This window comes from Streptomyces xinghaiensis S187, assembly GCF_000220705.2.
In the GTDB taxonomy this organism is placed as follows: Bacteria; Actinomycetota; Actinomycetes; order Streptomycetales; family Streptomycetaceae; genus Streptomyces; species Streptomyces xinghaiensis.
This window is the reverse complement of the sequence record NZ_CP023202.1, coordinates 3,615,170-3,631,170: the sequence shown is the minus strand read 5'-3', so window position 1 is coordinate 3,631,170 and position 16,001 is coordinate 3,615,170. Positions and strand designations below refer to the sequence as shown.

Sequence of the window (16,001 nt, the reverse complement as noted above, 5' to 3'; positions counted from 1 at the left end):
GGCCCCGCGCGGTCCGTATCCGTCAGGCCCAGGTGATGAGCCGCTTGGGGTGTTCCAGGATCGCCGCGGTGTCCGCGAGGACCTTGGAGCCCAGCTCCCCGTCGACCAGCCGGTGGTCGAAGGAGAGGCCGAGCGTCGTCACCTGGCGCGGCTTGACCTTGCCCTTGTGCACCCACGGCCGCTCCTTGACCGCGCCGAAGGCCAGGATCGCGGACTCGCCGGGGTTGAGGATCGGCGTACCGGTGTCGACGCCGAAGACGCCGACGTTGGTGATGGTGACCGTGCCGCCCTGCATGGCCGCCGGGGAGGTCTTCCCCTCCCGGGCGGTGGCCACCAGCTCGCCCAGCTCCCGGGCCAGTTGCGGCAGGGTCTTGGCGTGCGCGTCCTTGATGTTCGGCACCATCAGACCGCGCGGGGTGGCCGCGGCGATGCCGAGGTTGACGTACTCCTTGTGCACGATCTCCTGGTTGGCCTCGTCCCAGGCCGCGTTGACCTCCGGGTTGCGCTTGATCGCGACCAGCAGGGCCTTGGCGACCAGCAGCAGCGGGTTGACCCGCAGGCCGGCCATCTCCGGGTCCTGCTTGAGCTCCTGGACGAGCTTCATCGTCCGGGTCACGTCGACGGTGATGAACTCCGTGACGTGCGGTGCGGTGAAGGCGCTGCCGGTCACCGCCTGGGCGGTGGCCTTCCGTACGCCCTTGATCGGCACCCGGGTCTCGCGGCCGTCGGCGGAGACGGGGGCTGCGGCCGGTGCGGCGGCGGGGGCCGGAGCGGCCGGGGCCGTCTCCGGTGCCGCAGCTTGGGCGCTCGCCGCGGCGGCCGCGGCGTGCACGTCCTCGCGGGTCACGATGGAGTCCGGGCCGGTCGGGGTGATCGACGCCAGATCGACGCCGAGGTCCTTGGCGAGCTTGCGGACGGGCGGCTTGGCCAGCGGCCGGGGAGCCTCCGGGACACCGGCCGGGACGGCCTGCGCCGGAGCGGCCGGGGCCGGGGCCGGGGCGGCCTGCGCCGGAGCGGCCTGCGCCGGAGCGGACACCCGGGGCTCGGCGCCGGGCTGCGGCTTGCGCGCGCGGCGCTTGGTGGACGCGGCCGAGACGCCGTAGCCCACCAGCACCGGCTGCCGCTCCTGCGGCTGCTCCGCCCCCTCGGGGGCCGCCGCCTCCGCGGCGGGGGCGGGGGCGGGCACCGCGTCCGCGGCCGGCGCGGCGCCGCCGTCACCGTCGCCGTCGGCGCCCGGCTGGGTGTCGACGGTGATGAAGACGGAGCCGACGTCGACCGTCGCCCCTTCCTCGAAGTGCAGTTCGCGCACCACGCCGTCGAAGGGGATGGGCAGTTCCACGGCCGCCTTGGCGGTCTCCACCTCGCAGACGGTCTGCCCGTCGGACACGGTGTCGCCGGGCCCCACGTACCACTTGAGGATCTCGGCCTCGGTGAGCCCCTCGCCCACGTCGGGCATCCGGAACTCGCGGAAGCGCTGGGAAGTCGCTGTCATCGTCACTGTCCCCGTCCCTTCAGTACGCCAGAGCGCGGTCGACGGAGTCGAGCACCCGGTCCAGGCCGGGCAGATACTCCTCCTCCAGCCTGGCCGGCGGGTACGGCGCGTGGTATCCGCCCACACGCAGCACCGGGGCCTCCAGGTGGTAGAAGCACCGCTCGGTGAGCCGGGCGGCGATCTCCGATCCCGTCCCCAGGAATACCGGAGCCTCGTGCACGACGACCAGCCGCCGGGTCTTCTCGACCGAGCGCTGGATCGCGTCGAAGTCGATCGGGGACATCGAGCGGAGGTCCAGGACCTCCAGCGACTTGCCCTCCTCGGCCGCCGCGGCCGCCGCCTCCAGGCAGACCTTCACCATCGGGCCGTAGGCGACGAGGGTGAGGTCGGTGCCCTCGCGGGCGGTGACGGCCTCGTGCAGCGGGCCGGGGGCGGCGGCGGTGTCGACCTCGCCCTTGTCCCAGTAGCGCCGCTTGGGCTCGAAGAAGATGACCGGGTCGTCGCTCCGGATGGCCTGCTGCATCATCCAGTAGGCGTCCGCGGAGTTGGACGGGGAGACGCACTTGAGCCCCGCGACGTGCGCGAACAGCGCCTCGGGCGACTCGCTGTGGTGCTCGACCGCGCCGATGCCGCCGCCGTAGGGGATGCGGATGACGACGGGCAGCTTGATCTTGCCGAGGGCCCGGGCGTGCATCTTGGCGAGCTGGGTGACGATCTGGTCGTACGCGGGGAAGACGAAACCGTCGAACTGGATCTCCACCACCGGGCGGTAGCCGCGCAGCGCCATGCCGATGGCGGTGCCGACGATGCCGGACTCGGCGAGCGGGGTGTCGATGACCCGGTCCTCGCCGAAGTCCTTCTGCAGGCCGTCGGTGACCCGGAAGACGCCGCCGAGCTTGCCGACGTCCTCACCCATGATCAGGACCTTGGGGTCGTCCTCCATGGCCTTGCGGAGGGACTCGTTGATCGCCTTGGCGATCGGGAGCTTCACGGTCTTCTCGGCAGCCATGTCAGTTGCCCTCCTCGGCGAAGGACGCCTGGTAGGCGGCGAACTGCGCACGCTCCTCGTCGACCAGGGCGTGGCCGTCCGCGTAGATGTTCTCGAAGATCGCCATGGTGTCGGGGTCCGGCATCAGCCGGATCGCGTCGCGCACGTGGCGGCCCAGCTCCTCGCTCTCCTGGTCCAGCCCGGCGAGGAACGCCGCGTCGGCGATGCCCTCGGCCTCCAGGTAGGCGCGCAGCCGCTGGATCGGATCCTTGGCCTCCCAGGCCTCCCGCTCCTCGTCCCGCCGGTACTTGGTCGGGTCGTCGGAGGTGGTGTGGGCGCCCATCCGGTAGGTGAACGCCTCGACGAGGGTCGGGCCCTCGCCGCGGCGGGCGCGCTCCAGCGCGGAGCGGGTGACGGCGAGGCAGGCCAGGACGTCGTTGCCGTCGACCCGGACGCCGGGGAAGCCGTAGCCCTGGGCGCGCTGGTAGAGCGGGACGCGGGTCTGCTTCTCGGTGGGCTCGGAGATGGCCCACTGGTTGTTCTGGCAGAAGAACACCACCGGGGCGTTGTAGACCGCGGAGAAGGTGAACGCCTCGGCCACGTCGCCCTGGCTGCTCGCGCCGTCGCCGAAGTAGGCGATCACGGCGGAGTCGGCGCCGTCCTTGGCCACGCCCATGGCGTAGCCGGTGGCGTGCAGCGCCTGCGAGCCGATGACGATCGTGTAGAGGTGGAAGTTGTTGCTCGTCGGATCCCAGCCGCCGTTGTTCACACCGCGGAACATGCCCAGCAGATTGGTCGGGTCCACGCCGCGGCACCAGGCCACACCGTGCTCGCGGTAGGTGGGGAAGACGTAGTCGTCGTCCCGCAGCGCGCGGCCGGAGCCGATCTGCGCGGCCTCCTGGCCCAGCAGCGAGGCCCACAGGCCCAGCTCGCCCTGGCGCTGGAGCGCGGTGGCCTCGGCGTCGAAGCGCCGGGTCAGCACCATGTCCCGGTACAGCCCGCGCAGCTCCTCGGGGCCGAGGTCGATGGAGTACTCGGGGTGCTCGACGCGCTTGCCCTCGGGGGTCAGCAGCTGTACGAGCTCCGGCTGCCCGGCTGCGGCGGCCGGTGCCGGTGGCTTCTTGGCGCCGGCGCGTTTCGCTGTGGTGCGGCGTGGCTTGCGCCCCGCGGTGCTCTCCACGGTCACGGTGTGCTCCTCCGTCTGTCCGGCCCCCGGGGTCGCCGGTGGCCCAGTAGGTCCCCTTGCCGACGGCAGGGGGGGCTCACCCGATTCGAAACGGCGCACGGGGTGGGTGCGGCCGGCGGACCGGGCGTGACAGGCGCCCGGCTCTGGCCGCAGGACGCACGTTACCCAGTGGTCCGCATTCCTGCGAAACCCCCTCTGACCTGGGATTTTGCTTGGATTTCCAAGTAAATCGGGAAAGCCGGGGAAGACCACTGGTCACAGCCCTGCGGAGCCGGGACAACGGCACGTTAACCCGGGGGGCAAGAGCACGGGAAGAGTTCGCGGGGATAAGCCGGAGCGGGAGCCCGTCTTGTTGAGGCCCCGGTTCCGGATCGAGCACTCAGCGTGATCTAACATTTGACGAGTGCCGCGCTCATCCGTTGCCCCCGCTCCACCGGACCCCGTCCCCGGCCCGGACACCCCGCCCACGGCCCTCGCACCGGACCGGCCGGACCCCGGTCCCGGCGGCTCCGGCCCTTCCCGGACCGACGGGCCGGACAACACCGGCAACCCCGGCGGGCCCTGCACGGACACCCCCGGTACGGACGCCCCCGGCACGGACGCGCTGACCGTCCTGGCGCGCCGCTACGCCCTCGGCGAGCCGCTCTCCTGCGAACGGGTGACGCACGGCCTGCTCAACCGCGGCTACGCCCTGACCACCACCCGCGGCCGCTTCTTCCTCAAACACCATCTCGACGGCGACAGCCCCGCCATCGCCCGCCAGCACCGCGCGACCGCCCGGCTCGCCGCCCTCGGCCTCCCCGTCGTCCCGCCGCTGGCCGACACCGCCGGCTCCACCGTCGCCGTCACCGGCGGCCGCTGCTTCGCCCTGCACCCCTGGATCGACGGCCGGCACCGCTACGGATCCCAGCTCACCCGCGCCGAGTGCGGCCGGCTCGGCGAACTCCTCGGCCGGGTGCACACCGCGCTGGAGCGGATCATGCCGCCCGCGCCGGCGTCCGCTCCGGGGCCGGGCGGCACCGGGCCGGGCGACCGCCTCCGCTTACCCGGCCCCCGCCGCCCCGCCTCGCCCACCAGCCCGCCCGCCCTGGCCAGCGCCGAACCCGCCGACACCTACGCGCTGATCGACGAGCTCCTGGCACGCGCCCGCCGCCGGCCGCAGCGCGACGCCTTCGACGAACTCGCCGAGCACCGGCTCACCGAACGGCGCGCCCTGCTCCGCCGCCACGCCCACCGCCGCCCGCGCCCCGGCGCCGAACCCGCCGCGGGCTGGGTGCACGGCGACTTCCACCCCCTGAACCTCCTCTACCGGGGTACCGAACCGGCGGCGATCGTCGACTGGGACCGGCTGAGCGTCCAGCCGCGCGCCGAGGAGGCCGTCCGGGCCGCGGCCATCTTCTTCGTCCGCCCCCGCGGACCCCTCGCGCTGCCCGGGGTCCGCTCCTACGCGCGCGGCTACCGGCGGGCCTCCGGGGCGGACCCGGCCGAACTGGCCGCGGCCGTTCACCGGGTGTGGTGGGAACGGCTGAACGACTTCTGGATGCTGCGCTGGCGCTACGAACTGCGCGACCCGCGCGCCGACGCCCAGTTCCCGGCGGCGGCGGCCCTGGCCGTGTGGTGGACCGAGCACTACGACGCGGTGCGGGACGCGTTCACGGCCTGAGGGCCCGGGGCGGGACGGCAGCGGGCGCCCCGGGGCCGGGCGCGACGGCCCGCGACGGCGAAGGCCCCCGTCCGCACCCGGCGTATGGTCCGGTGCGGACGGGGGTCGTAGACATGCACTGCGGTGGGGCGGACAAGGGAGGGAGGGGCCCGGGCCGGTCAGTCTCCGGCGCCCCCTCCGTCGACCGCTCCCGCGTCGCCACCGCCGGCGCCGCCCGGATCGCCGCCGGCACCGCCCGGATCACCGCCCGGATCACCGCCCGGTTCACCGGTTTCGCCCGGGTCGCTGCCCGGACCGCTCGGGGTGCTCTGGGACGGGGTCGACGGCGGCGGCTGGCTCGGAGTGGTGGGGGTCGTCTCGCCGCCGGTCGGGTCCTGGGACGGGGTGTACTCGCCGCTCGGCTGTTCGGGCGTGTAGTCCTCGTTCTGCCCGCCGGTCCCGGGGTCCGTCTCCGTGTCCTGGGTGGCCTCGTCCTCCGGCGACGGGGAGGTCTCCTTGTCCTGGGTCTGGGAGACCGTCGGCGAGGGCTTCTGGTCCGGCTCCCGGCCCTCGTCGCGCCTGTCGAGCGCGAAGATGATCCCGACGGTGACGGCGATCAGCGCCAGCGCCGCCACCAGCAGCAGCGGGCCGCGGCCCCGGCCGGAGCCGCCCCGGCCGCCGTCGTGCCGGGTGCCGTCGAAGCCGCCGTCGTCGCCCCGCGGGGGGCCCAGCAGCGGGGCCGGGATCTGCGAGGTGTCGCCGCCGCCCGCCGGCATCATGGCGGTCGTACCGGCCGCGGGGGCCGCGCCCGCCATGGCGACCGTGCCGGTGTCCCAGGCGCCGGTGTGGCCGCCGTGCTCGGTCAGCATCTGCAGGGCGTACTGCGCCAGCCCGCGCATCTCCTCGGCGGTCTGGAACCGGTCGTCCGGGTCCTTGGCCAGCGACCGCATCACCAGCCCGTCCAGCTCCGGCGGCACCGCGCCCGACACCCGGGAGGGCGGCACCGGCATGTCCTGGACGTGCTGGTAGACCACCGACAGCGGGCTCTCGCCGGTGAACGGCGGGCGGTGCGCGAGCAGTTCGTAGAGCAGGCAGCCGGTGGCGTACAGGTCGGAGCGGGTGTCCACGGTCTTGCCGAGGGCCTGTTCCGGCGAGAGGTACTGCGGGGTGCCCATGACCATGCCGGTCTGGGTCATCGTGGACTGCGCGCCGTGCAGCGCGCGGGCGATGCCGAAGTCCATGACCTTGACCGCGCCCGTGTTGGTGATGATCACGTTCGCGGGCTTGATGTCGCGGTGCACGATGCCGTGGTGGTGGCTGTACGCCAGCGCCTCCAGCACCCCGGAGACGATGATCAGCGCCTGGTCCGGCGGCGGCGCGTCGGACTCGATCAGCAGATCCCGGATCGTCCGGCCCTCGACGAGCTCCATGACGATGTAGGGGACGGTGCTGCCGCCGATCACGTCCTCGCCGGAGTCGTAGACCGCGACCACCGCGTGGTGGTTCAGCCCCGCCACCGACTGGGCCTCGCGCGTGAAGCGGGCTTTGGAGACCGGGTCCTCGGCGAGATCGGAGCGCAGAAGCTTCACCGCGACCGTGCGGCCGAGCCGGACGTCCTCGGCGGCGAAGACCTCCGCCATGCCGCCGCGGCCGAGCCGGTGGGTCAGGCGGTAGCGCCCGTCCCCCACCAGTCCGCCGTCGCCCCACAGCTCGGGGGAGTCACCGGAGCCGCCGTTGCCGTTGCCGCCGTTCGCCGGTTCGGATTCGGACGGGCCCCCGGAGCGCGTCTGTGCCATCAGTCCTCGCCGTAGTCAGTCTGTCCGCTGTACGCGGTCCGGGATCCCCTCACCGAATCCCCCGCCGCCGGCTCGGGGACCCAGGGGTCTTCCGGTAGGCACGCTACAGCCTCCGCGCGGCGCGCCGTTCCCCGGTGGACAGACCATCCAAACCGCCGGGGGCGCACGGAGGCAAATCCGCCCCCCGTCCATGGTGATGCTGTAACGCTTCTCGAACTCTTCTCGCCCATCCGGTCACGGAACGGGCACCCGGCTTGGACGTGGCCGACCCCTGCGGCAGACTTGGCCGGAATCAAGGTTGTTCGAGCAGCCGGCCAGGACGATCGGCCCGGCCGTCCGCACAGGGGGAGTCAGTCACATGAGCGACGACGGCGGGCAGGGCCGCTACCGGGGGCGGTCGGTCGCGGGCGGGCGGTACCAGCTGCGTGACCTGCTCGGCGCGGGCGGCATGGCCTCCGTGCACCTGGCGTACGACACCGTGCTGGACCGGCAGGTGGCCATCAAGGTCCTCCACACCGAGCTGGGCCGCGAGGAGGCGTTCCGCGAGCGCTTCCGGCGCGAGGCGCAGTCGGTCGCCAAACTCTCCCACACCAACATCGTCTCCGTCTTCGACACCGGCGAGGACGCCCTCTCCGACGCCGAGGGCGGCGGCAAGATGCCGTACATCGTCATGGAGTACGTGGAGGGCCGCCCGCTGCGCTCCGTGCTCGACGAGGACATCGCCCGGTACGGCGCGATGCCCGCCGAGAAGGCCCTGAAGATCGCGGGCGATGTGCTGGCGGCCCTCGAGGTCAGCCATGAGATGGGCCTGGTCCACCGGGACATCAAGCCGGGCAACGTCATGATGAACAGGCGCGACGTGGTCAAGGTCATGGACTTCGGCATCGCGCGGGCCATGCAGTCCGGCGTGACGTCGATGACGCAGACCGGCATGGTCGTCGGCACCCCCCAGTACCTCTCGCCGGAGCAGGCGCTGGGGCGCGGTGTCGACGCCCGCTCCGACCTCTACTCCGTCGGCATCCTCCTCTTCGAACTGCTCACCGGGCAGTTGCCGTTCGACGCGGACTCCCCGCTGGCCATCGCCTACGCGCATGTGCAGGAGGAGCCGCCCGTCCCGTCGGCCGTCAACCGCTCCCTGCCGCCGGCGGTGGACGCGCTCATCGCCCGGGCGCTGAAGAAGAACCCGAACGAGCGCTTCCCGACGGCGGAGGCGATGCGCCAGGAGTGCGAGCGGGTGGCGTCCGCGGCGCGGACCGGCGCCGCCCCGGCGATCGTCGACGGGGCGGGGGCGCGGGCCAGCGGCGCGGGGGTGGGTTCGGCGGTCTTCCCGCCGCTGGACCAGCAGAACCCCGCCCTGCCCGGGCAGGGCGTGCAGGGCGTGCAGGGCGTGCAGACGCCGTACCAGCAGCCGCCCGTCCCGGGCCTCGCGGGCCCGGGCGGCTTCGGCCCGTCCACTCCGCCGCCGCCCAGCTATCCGATGGGGCAGCAGGGCTATCCGGCGCCCTCCCCCTACGGCCCCTCCGGCCCGGCCCCGTACAACCTCTCGCCGCCGGCCGGCGGCAGCGGCACGGGCGGCGGCAGGAACAGCAGCATGCCGGTGGTCGTGGGCGCCGTCGTGGTGGTCCTGCTGGCCCTCGGTGGTCTGATCACGGCTCTCGTCCTCAACAACGGCGACGACGACGGGAAGCAGGCCGGCCCCGGAACCGGCGAGTCCGCGGACCCGTCCCCCACGGGCGGCGAGACGGGTGACGGCGAGGGCGGCGACGCCGCGCCGGCCAAGGAGATCGCGGAGGACAAGAGCCGGACGATCGACCCGGAGAAGTGCACGGACGCGTACGAGCACTACGACGACAAGGATGCGGTGTCCATGCCGGATCTGCGCTTCCGCCACATCGCGTCGGTGAAGGACTGCATGAACCAGGCGGGCTGGAAGTACAACGACCTGGAGTACGAGGACTCCTCCATCTGGGGGAAGAACGCCGTCCTGGAGCAGATCCCCCGCAAGGGCGAGCCGTTCGACCCGGACAAGGACACGATCACGCTGACCGTCGCCACGGGCAAGCCCGAGTAGGCGGGGAACACGGGGCCGGGGACCGGCACGTACGGCGCGCGTCACACGCCGTGTGTGCCGGTCCCCGGCCGTTGCCTGCGCGACCCGGGACGCGACGGGAATCCCGCGAGAGGCCCCGCGGACCGTCCTCGAACCGTCCACGGGGCGTTCCGGCCGGTCAGAGATACGGGCCGGAGCGGGCGCCGCCGCCGGGACGGCCGCCCTCCTCCTCGATCTCCTGGTCCGGCAGCTGGACGCCCGGGGGCAGCGCGCGGCGCATCTGCTCCAGCTGGGCGCGGGCGGCCATCTGCTGGGCGAAGAGCGCGGTCTGGATGCCGTGGAAGAGGCCCTCCAGCCAGCCGACCAGCTGGGCCTGCGCGATGCGCAGCTCGGCCTCGGTGGGCACCGCGTCGTCGGTGAACGGCAGCGAGAGCCGCTCCAGTTCCTCCACCAGCTCCGGGGCCAGTCCGTCCTCCAGCTCCTTGACGGAGCTCGCGTGGATCTCCTTGAGCCGCACCCGGCTCGCCTCGTCGAGAGGAGCCGCCCGGACCTCTTCCAGCAGTTGCTTGATCATGCTGCCGATGCGCATGACCTTGGCGGGCTGTTCGACCATTTCCGTCAGCGGGGTCTCGCGGGACTCGCCCTGCTCCTCCTCGCCGGCGCCGGCGGCCTTTCCGAGAGCCATTCCGTCCGGCCCCACGACCAGGACATGGGAGCTCTCCTGCGACCGTTCATTACTCGGCTTCTCCATGCGGCCATTCTCGCGCACACGGCGCGGGCCGGACGGACAGGGGCCCGGGGAGACGATCCTCACAGCGGCGCGGAGGGGTACCGGATCGGGCGGGGGCGCGGAGAGGCGGCGCGGGCGCCGGGCGGACCGCGCGGGCGCCGCGCGGGGACGGACGGGGAGCGGGCTCAGCCGCGGCGCAGTCGGAGGCCGATGAAGCCGAGCCCCAGACCGACCAGCACCAGGCCGGTGCCCAGCGGCAGCACCCGCATCGCCGGGCGGCCGGTCGGCGCGGCGGCGGGAGCGCCCGTACCGGAGTCCCGACCGGAGCCCGGGCCGGCGTCCGTGGCGCCGCCGGTGCCGCCCGTTTCCGTGGAGCCGTCCGGCCCCTTCTCCGGCGGGCCCGGCCGGTCGGGGCTCCACTCGTACGGGCGCGGGCCGTACGGATACACCTCGTCCTCGTACCGGTACCCGTACGGGAGGTCCGGGCGCCGCCCCTCCGCCGCCGCGCCGTGGTCCTCCGCGGGCGGGAACCAGGGGGCCGCGCCACCGGGCGGTGGGTGCCCGGGACGGCCGGGGCGGGGCGGGGGCGTGTTCCGGCCGGGCCGGGTGCGCCCCTCGGCCGCCCGCCGTCCCGCGGCGGTCTCGCCGTCGCGCCGGGCGGTGGGGGAGGACGCGGCCCGCGGCTCCGCGTCGCCGGAGAGGCGGTCGTGCAGGAGGACGAGAGGCGCGGGGACGAGCACCGCGGCTGCCAGCAGTCCCGACGCGAGCCGTGCACGGAACACCGGAGTCACGGTCGGACACCTTCCCGGGCCGAAACGGTAGGACGGTGTCCAGCGTCACACGGGGGGACCCGCCCGGCATCCCGGCCGTCCCGGGCCTTCCCGGCAGCGCACCCGGCCCGGCACCGGCACCGCACCGGGCGTCTCCCCGCCGCCCCGGCGGGAAGGCCCGCTACGGCACCAGCAGGATCTTGCCGACGTGGCCGCCGGCCTCCATCGCCCGGTGCGCCTCGGCGGCGTCCCGCATCGGCACCGTGCGGTCCACGACCGGCCGCACCCGGCCCGCCGCGACCAGCGGCCACACATGCTCGCGCACCGCCGCGACGATCGACGCCTTCTCCGCCTCCGGACGGGCGCGCAGCGAGGTGGCGGTGACCGCGCCCCGCTTCGACAGCAGGGCGTTGAGGTTGAGTTCGCCCTTGACGCCGCCCTGCAGGCCGATGATGGCGAGCCGGCCGTTGACCGCCAGCGCCTTCACGTTCCAGTCCAGGTACTTGGCGCCGATGATGTCCAGGATGACGTCGGCCCCGGCGCCGTCGGTTGCCTTGCGCAGCTCCTGGACGAAGTCCTGCTCGTGGTAGTTGATCAGGATGTCCGCGCCCAGCTCCCGGCAGCGCTCCAGCTTCTCCGCGCTGCCCGCGGTGACCGCGACCCGGGCACCGGCCGCCTTGGCCAGCTGGATCGCCATGGTCCCGATGCCGCTCGCCCCGCCGTGCACCAGCAGGGTGTCGCCGGGCCGGAGATGGGCGATCATGAAGACGTTGGACCAGACCGTGCAGGCGACCTCCGGCAGGCCCGCGGCCGTCACCGCGTCGACCCCCTCGGGCAGCGGCAGCAGCTGCCCGGCAGGCACGGCCACCTTCTCCGCGTAACCGCCGCCCGAGAGCAGCGCGCACACCTCGTCACCGACGGCCCAGCCCGCGACCCCCGGCCCCAGCGCCGCGATCCGCCCGGAGCACTCCAGACCGGGGTACGGCGAGGCGCCCCGCGGCGGGTCGTAGTAGCCCTGGCGTTGCAGGAGGTCGGCGCGGTTGACGGCACTGGCCGCCACCTCGACCAGCACTTCCCCCTCAGCGGGTACGGGATCCGGGACCTCGGCCCACACCAGGGCCTCGGGTCCGCCGGGTTCGGGGATGGTGATCGCGTGAATGGACATGCCCGCGAGGCTACTCCCGCGGCCGGCGCTCCTCCGGTTCCGCCGGGTGCGGCCGGGGACGGGCCCGGACGATGGTGATGAGGCGGTCGGTGGAGCGCAGCGGGCTCGCGGTCGGGTCGTCGTAGGGCAGCAGCCGGTGCCCGCGGAGCACGGAGACCACCAGGTCGTCCGTCTCCCGCACGGAACGGCCCACTTCGGACTTGACCACCGGGCGTTCGACGAGGTCCAGTCCGCTGCCCTGCTGGATGAGGTCCTCCATGACCGTGCCCGCGCTCGGGCTGAGGGAGGAGAGGCCGAGCAGCCGGCCGGCCGCGCTGGCGCTGGTGATCACGGCGTCGGCGCCGGACTGGCGGAGCAGCAGAGCGTTCTCCTCCTCCCGGACGGCCGCGACGATCTTCGCCGCCCGGTTCATCTGACGGGCCGTCAGGGTCACGAGGACGGCGGTGTCGTCGCGCTGGGTGGCGATGATGATCTGACGGGCCTTCTGCGCCTCGGCGCGCAGCAGGACGTCGCTGCGGGTGGCGTCCCCGATCACGCCCACGAAGCCCTCGGCGTTGGCCGAGTCGATCACCTTGCTGCTCGGATCGACGATGACGACCTGGTCCTTCGGCAGGCCCTTGGCGTGCAGGGTCTGCACGGCCGAACGGCCCTTGGTGCCGTAGCCGATGATGACGGTGTGGTCGCGCAAGTGGGTCCTCCAACGGGCCAGCCGCCACTCCTCACGGGTGCGCTCCGTGAGGACCTCCAGGGTCGTGCCGACGAGAATGATCAGGAACATCACCCGCAGCGGCGTCACCGCCAGGATGTTGACGAGCCGGGCGCTGTCGCTGGCCGGGATGATGTCGCCGTAGCCGGTGGTGGAGAGGGTGACGGTGGCGTAGTAGGCGGCGTCGAGGAAGTCGACGCTCTCGTCGGTGTTGTCGGTGTAGCCGTCGCGGTCGAGGTAGACGATCATCACGGTGGTCAGCAGGACCAGCAGCGCCAGCAGCAGCCGCCGCGCCACCTGGCGCAGGGGGTGCGCGGCGATGCGGCGCGGCAGCTGGATGCGGAAGCCGGTGGCGTCCGGGGCGTCCCGCGCGGCGACGTCGTAACTCGGCAGCTTCACTCGGTCTCCCCCTCGAACCAGGGGAGTTCGAGAATCTCCGCCATGGATCCGTCCTCGGCGCCGCCCGGCGGCACGACGGCGAGCCCGTCGGCGGCGGCGATCCCGCGGAGCATAGCCGGTCCGTTGAAGCGCAGCGGCACCGCCCGGTGGCCGGTCCCCGCGGCGGTCTTTCCGCTGCTCCGGGCGGCGGTCCCCCGGCTGCCGGGGGCGCGTCCGCCGGGGTGCCCGGAGCGGCCGGACGGGGGCGCCGCCGGGGTGCCGGTGCGGCGCACCACGGGCACCAGGCGGGTGTCCCGGGGGTGGCCCGGCGCGCCCTCCGCCAGCGGGACGTACGCGGCGGCGCGCGGGGCGCGGCCGCAGAGCGCGCGGAGCAGCGGCTCGACGAGCGTCAGCAGCCCCGAGACGGCGGCGAGGGGGTTGCCGGGCAGGCCGACGAGATGCCGGCCGGGCGCGAGCCGGGCCAGCAGCATGGGATGGCCGGGCCGCACGGCGACGCCGTCCACCAGCACCTCGGCCCCGGCCCGGCGGAGCACCGGGTGCACGTGGTCGACGGGGCCGGCGGCGGTACCGCCGGTGGTGACGATCACGTCGGCGGCCGACGCGGTGACGGCGGTGTGCAGTACCTCGGCGTCGTCTCCGAGCCGGTACGTCCCGGTGACCTCCGCGCCGAGCGTCTCCAGCCATGGGCCGAGCATCGGGCCGAGCGCGTCGCGGATGCGCCCGTCGCGGGGGAGCCCGGAGTGCAGCAGCTCGTCGCCGAGGACCAGCACCTCCACGCGCGGGCGGCGGACCGTCCGCAGCTCGTCGTAGCCCGCGGCGGCCGCGAGGCCGAGGACCGCGGGGGTGACCGCCGTCCCGGCCGCCAGCAGCCGGTCGCCGCTGCGGCACTCCTGGCCGCGCGGGCGGATGTCCTGGCCGGGCACGACGGTATGGCCGCCGGTGGTGTGGAGCGAGGCGTCGCCGGGGGCGGGGGCTCCGGTGGTGCCGTGCTCCTGGCCGTGGGGGCCGTCGGTCGGGGGGTTCGTCCCGCCGCGGCTGCCCGCGCCGCCGCTGCCCGCGCCGCCGCTGCCCGTGCCGGTGCTGCCCGTGCCGGTGCTGCCCGTGCCGGTGTTCCCGGCGCCGTTCCCGCCGGTGTGCCCGCCGTCCTCGGGGCCACGGGCCGGGCGCCGGCGAATCTCGCCGTACTCGCTGCGGAGGACTCCGGTGGTGCCCGGCGGCACCCGCGCCCCCGTCGCGATCCGGACCGCGTGGCCGTCCTCCAGCGGTACGAGCCCGTCGTCCCCGGCGAGGACGCCGTGTCCGCCGGTGGCGATCCGCCAGGGGCCCGGGCCGGACACGGCCCAGCCGTCCATGGCGGAGGAGTCGAAGGACGGCAGATCGGTCAGCGCGGTGAGCGGCTCGGCCAGCACCGTGCCCAGCGCGTCCGGGAGTTGACGGACCTCCGGGGCCAGCGGACCGCGCACCGCGCGGGCCGCGGTGGCGCGGGCCTCGGACCAGGGCATGGCCCCGTGCCGGTGCCCGGCGCCTGCCCCCGGGGCGCCGGACGGGCCCGGCCCTCCGGTGTGTACGGCGTGGCCCACCGGGGGCTCCCTGTCGCCGGTTGCGGTGTGGCAGCCGTGATCGCGGTCGCGGTCGCGGTTGTGGTCGCGGTCGTGGTTATGGCTGTGGCCATGCCCGTGACCGTGGCCGTCCACCGGCTCTCCGCCGGGCGCCGCCCCCTCCGGGGAGGACGCCGCCCCCTCCGGCGAACCGTCGCCGTTGATCCGTTCCCACGGGTCCCAGGCGCCGTCGGCCCCGGCGAGCGGTCCGGCGGACGGTCCGGCCGATCCGCCGGGTGCCGCGGCGGCCGGTTCGGGGCGTGCCCCGGCGGGAGGTGCCGCCGGCTCCGCGGCGGATCCCGCGGAGGGTGCCACGGCCGTACGCGGCGAGGGCGGGCCGTCGTTGGCGATCGCGAGGGCCTCGTCGACGTCCCGGTCGGCGCCGGCTGCACCGCGGTCCGCTCCCCGGTGCGTCATTCCGTGTTCTTCCCCGGGTCCTCGCCCGCCTCCTCGGCCCAGCGCGCGGCGAGTGCCTCGGCCCGGCGGACGTTGGCCAGCACCTGTTCGGGACCGCCCCCGGAACGACCGGCCGCGTAACCCACCAGGAAGGTGGTGAGCGGCGCGGCGGGCCGGGCCACCCCGTGGGCGGCGTCACGGGCGAGATCGAGGAGCGCGGCGGTGTCCACGTCCAGCTCGATGCCGAGTTCCTTCTTGACTTCGGAAATCCATTCGTCCAACACCCGCCCATGGTCCCTGATGCGGGCCCGTGCCGCGGCAAGGTGGTCCCAGGTGTCGCAGTCGAACGCCGCGGCGGGGTCGGGGGCCGGCAGACGGCGGAGCGACAGGTCCGCGGTGAGCAGGCGCAGCGGGAGGTGCGCGAGGCCACCGTGTTCGGCCGCGATCAGGGCGAGTTCGCGGCGCAGCGGCTCGGTGCGGTAGACGGCGACGAGGGGCTGGTCCCGGCCGTCGGCGTCGGTCAGCAGCACGCCGTCGGGGCGGGCCGGGCCGGCCGGGAGGTACGGGCTCTCCGGGCGGCGGGCCCGGGCGTACGGCTGCGGGGCGGCGGCCTCCCTGTCCGGGCCCGTCTCCGCGGCCGCGGCGATCCCGGCCCCCGCGCCCGTGCCCGTGCCGGCGTCCGCGCCCGCTTCCGTGTACGGCGCGTCGAGGGCGGTGAGCAGGGCTCGTACGGTGTCCGCCGTCAGGAACGGAAGATCGGCGGAGAGCGCCAGCACGACCGGGGCGGTGACGTGGCGGACGCCCGCGTCGAGCGCCGCCAGGGGCCCGCCGCCCGGCGGCTGTTCGAACGTCCAGCGCACGGGCCGTACGGTCGGCCGGCGCGAGCCGACGACGACCGTCCCGGCCGCGTCCGGGCAGGCGTCCAGCACCCGGTCCAGCAGGGGGCGGCCGCCCACCCGCAGTCCGGGCTTGTCCGCCCCGCCCAGCCGCTTCGCGGCCCCGCCGGCCAGCACCACGGCGTCGTACACCAGCACAGTCATGCCCCGAGTATCACCGGAGGCCGGCCGGCCCGGACAACCGGCC

12 protein-coding genes are annotated in these 16,001 nt (G+C 74.7%); 2 read left to right on the top strand and 10 right to left on the bottom strand.

The features are described 5' to 3' along the window. Window positions 1–22: 22 nt before the first annotated feature. From SXIN_RS15580 to pdhA, 3 genes are read right to left on the bottom strand one after another with little or no spacing between them, the layout of a single operon-like run. The gene (locus tag SXIN_RS15580; RefSeq protein WP_095757122.1) at window positions 23–1,492 is read right to left on the bottom strand and encodes a dihydrolipoamide acetyltransferase family protein; all 1,470 of its coding nucleotides are present in this window, start codon (window positions 1,490–1,492) and stop codon (window positions 23–25) included. A gap of 19 nt (window positions 1,493–1,511) precedes the next feature. Next, window positions 1,512–2,501 carry an alpha-ketoacid dehydrogenase subunit beta gene (locus SXIN_RS15575; RefSeq protein ID WP_019707315.1) on the bottom strand — a complete coding sequence of 330 codons (990 nt, stop codon included), beginning with the start codon at window positions 2,499–2,501 and terminating at the stop codon, window positions 1,512–1,514. 1 nt (window position 2,502) lies between these two features. Continuing rightward, a complete protein-coding gene (pdhA, locus tag SXIN_RS15570) occupies window positions 2,503–3,666 on the bottom strand; it encodes a pyruvate dehydrogenase (acetyl-transferring) E1 component subunit alpha (RefSeq protein ID WP_019707316.1) in 1,164 nt (387 codons plus the stop codon). 604 nt (window positions 3,667–4,270) lie between these two features. Between pdhA and SXIN_RS15565 the strand changes: the two genes are divergently transcribed. After that, complete coding sequence (locus tag SXIN_RS15565) at window positions 4,271–5,329, top strand: phosphotransferase (RefSeq protein WP_420341088.1); 1,059 nt, start codon at window positions 4,271–4,273, stop codon at window positions 5,327–5,329. A gap of 158 nt (window positions 5,330–5,487) precedes the next feature. Here SXIN_RS15565 and SXIN_RS15560 read toward each other — a convergent pair whose 3' ends face one another. After that, complete coding sequence (locus SXIN_RS15560) at window positions 5,488–7,104, bottom strand: protein kinase domain-containing protein (RefSeq protein ID WP_095757121.1); 1,617 nt, start codon at window positions 7,102–7,104, stop codon at window positions 5,488–5,490. A gap of 358 nt (window positions 7,105–7,462) precedes the next feature. On the opposite strand from SXIN_RS15560, the gene SXIN_RS15555 reads away from it, so the two are divergent. Beyond that, window positions 7,463–9,175 (top strand): Stk1 family PASTA domain-containing Ser/Thr kinase, encoded by a 1,713-nt coding sequence (locus tag SXIN_RS15555; protein ID WP_095757120.1) that lies wholly within the window; start codon window positions 7,463–7,465, stop codon window positions 9,173–9,175. Between the two features lie 157 nt (window positions 9,176–9,332). On the opposite strand, the gene SXIN_RS15550 is transcribed toward SXIN_RS15555, so the two are convergent. From SXIN_RS15550 to SXIN_RS15525, 6 genes are all read right to left on the bottom strand, one after another. Continuing rightward, entirely contained in the window at window positions 9,333–9,905 is a 573-nt protein-coding gene (locus SXIN_RS15550; RefSeq protein WP_039818049.1) for a bacterial proteasome activator family protein, read from the bottom strand. Between the two features lie 164 nt (window positions 9,906–10,069). After that, window positions 10,070–10,675, bottom strand: coding sequence for a hypothetical protein (locus SXIN_RS15545; protein WP_157916292.1), 606 nt, complete (start codon window positions 10,673–10,675; stop codon window positions 10,070–10,072). A 160-nt stretch (window positions 10,676–10,835) separates the two neighbouring features. After that, window positions 10,836–11,813 (bottom strand): NAD(P)H-quinone oxidoreductase, encoded by a 978-nt coding sequence (locus tag SXIN_RS15540; protein WP_039820318.1) that lies wholly within the window; start codon window positions 11,811–11,813, stop codon window positions 10,836–10,838. Between the two features lie 16 nt (window positions 11,814–11,829). Then, on the bottom strand, window positions 11,830–12,924 hold the full coding sequence (locus SXIN_RS15535) for a potassium channel family protein (RefSeq protein ID WP_019707320.1): 1,095 nt from the start codon (window positions 12,922–12,924) through the stop codon (window positions 11,830–11,832). Next, window positions 12,921–14,939: a molybdopterin molybdotransferase MoeA gene (locus tag SXIN_RS15530; RefSeq protein ID WP_095757118.1), complete on the bottom strand. Its 2,019-nt coding sequence runs from the start codon at window positions 14,937–14,939 to the stop codon at window positions 12,921–12,923. Before SXIN_RS15530 ends, SXIN_RS15535 begins: the two co-directional genes overlap by 4 nt. Then, complete coding sequence (locus SXIN_RS15525; protein WP_095757117.1) at window positions 14,936–15,958, bottom strand: DUF6457 domain-containing protein; 1,023 nt, start codon at window positions 15,956–15,958, stop codon at window positions 14,936–14,938. The genes SXIN_RS15530 and SXIN_RS15525 overlap by 4 nt, the downstream gene beginning before the upstream one ends. Window positions 15,959–16,001 lie beyond the last annotated feature (43 nt).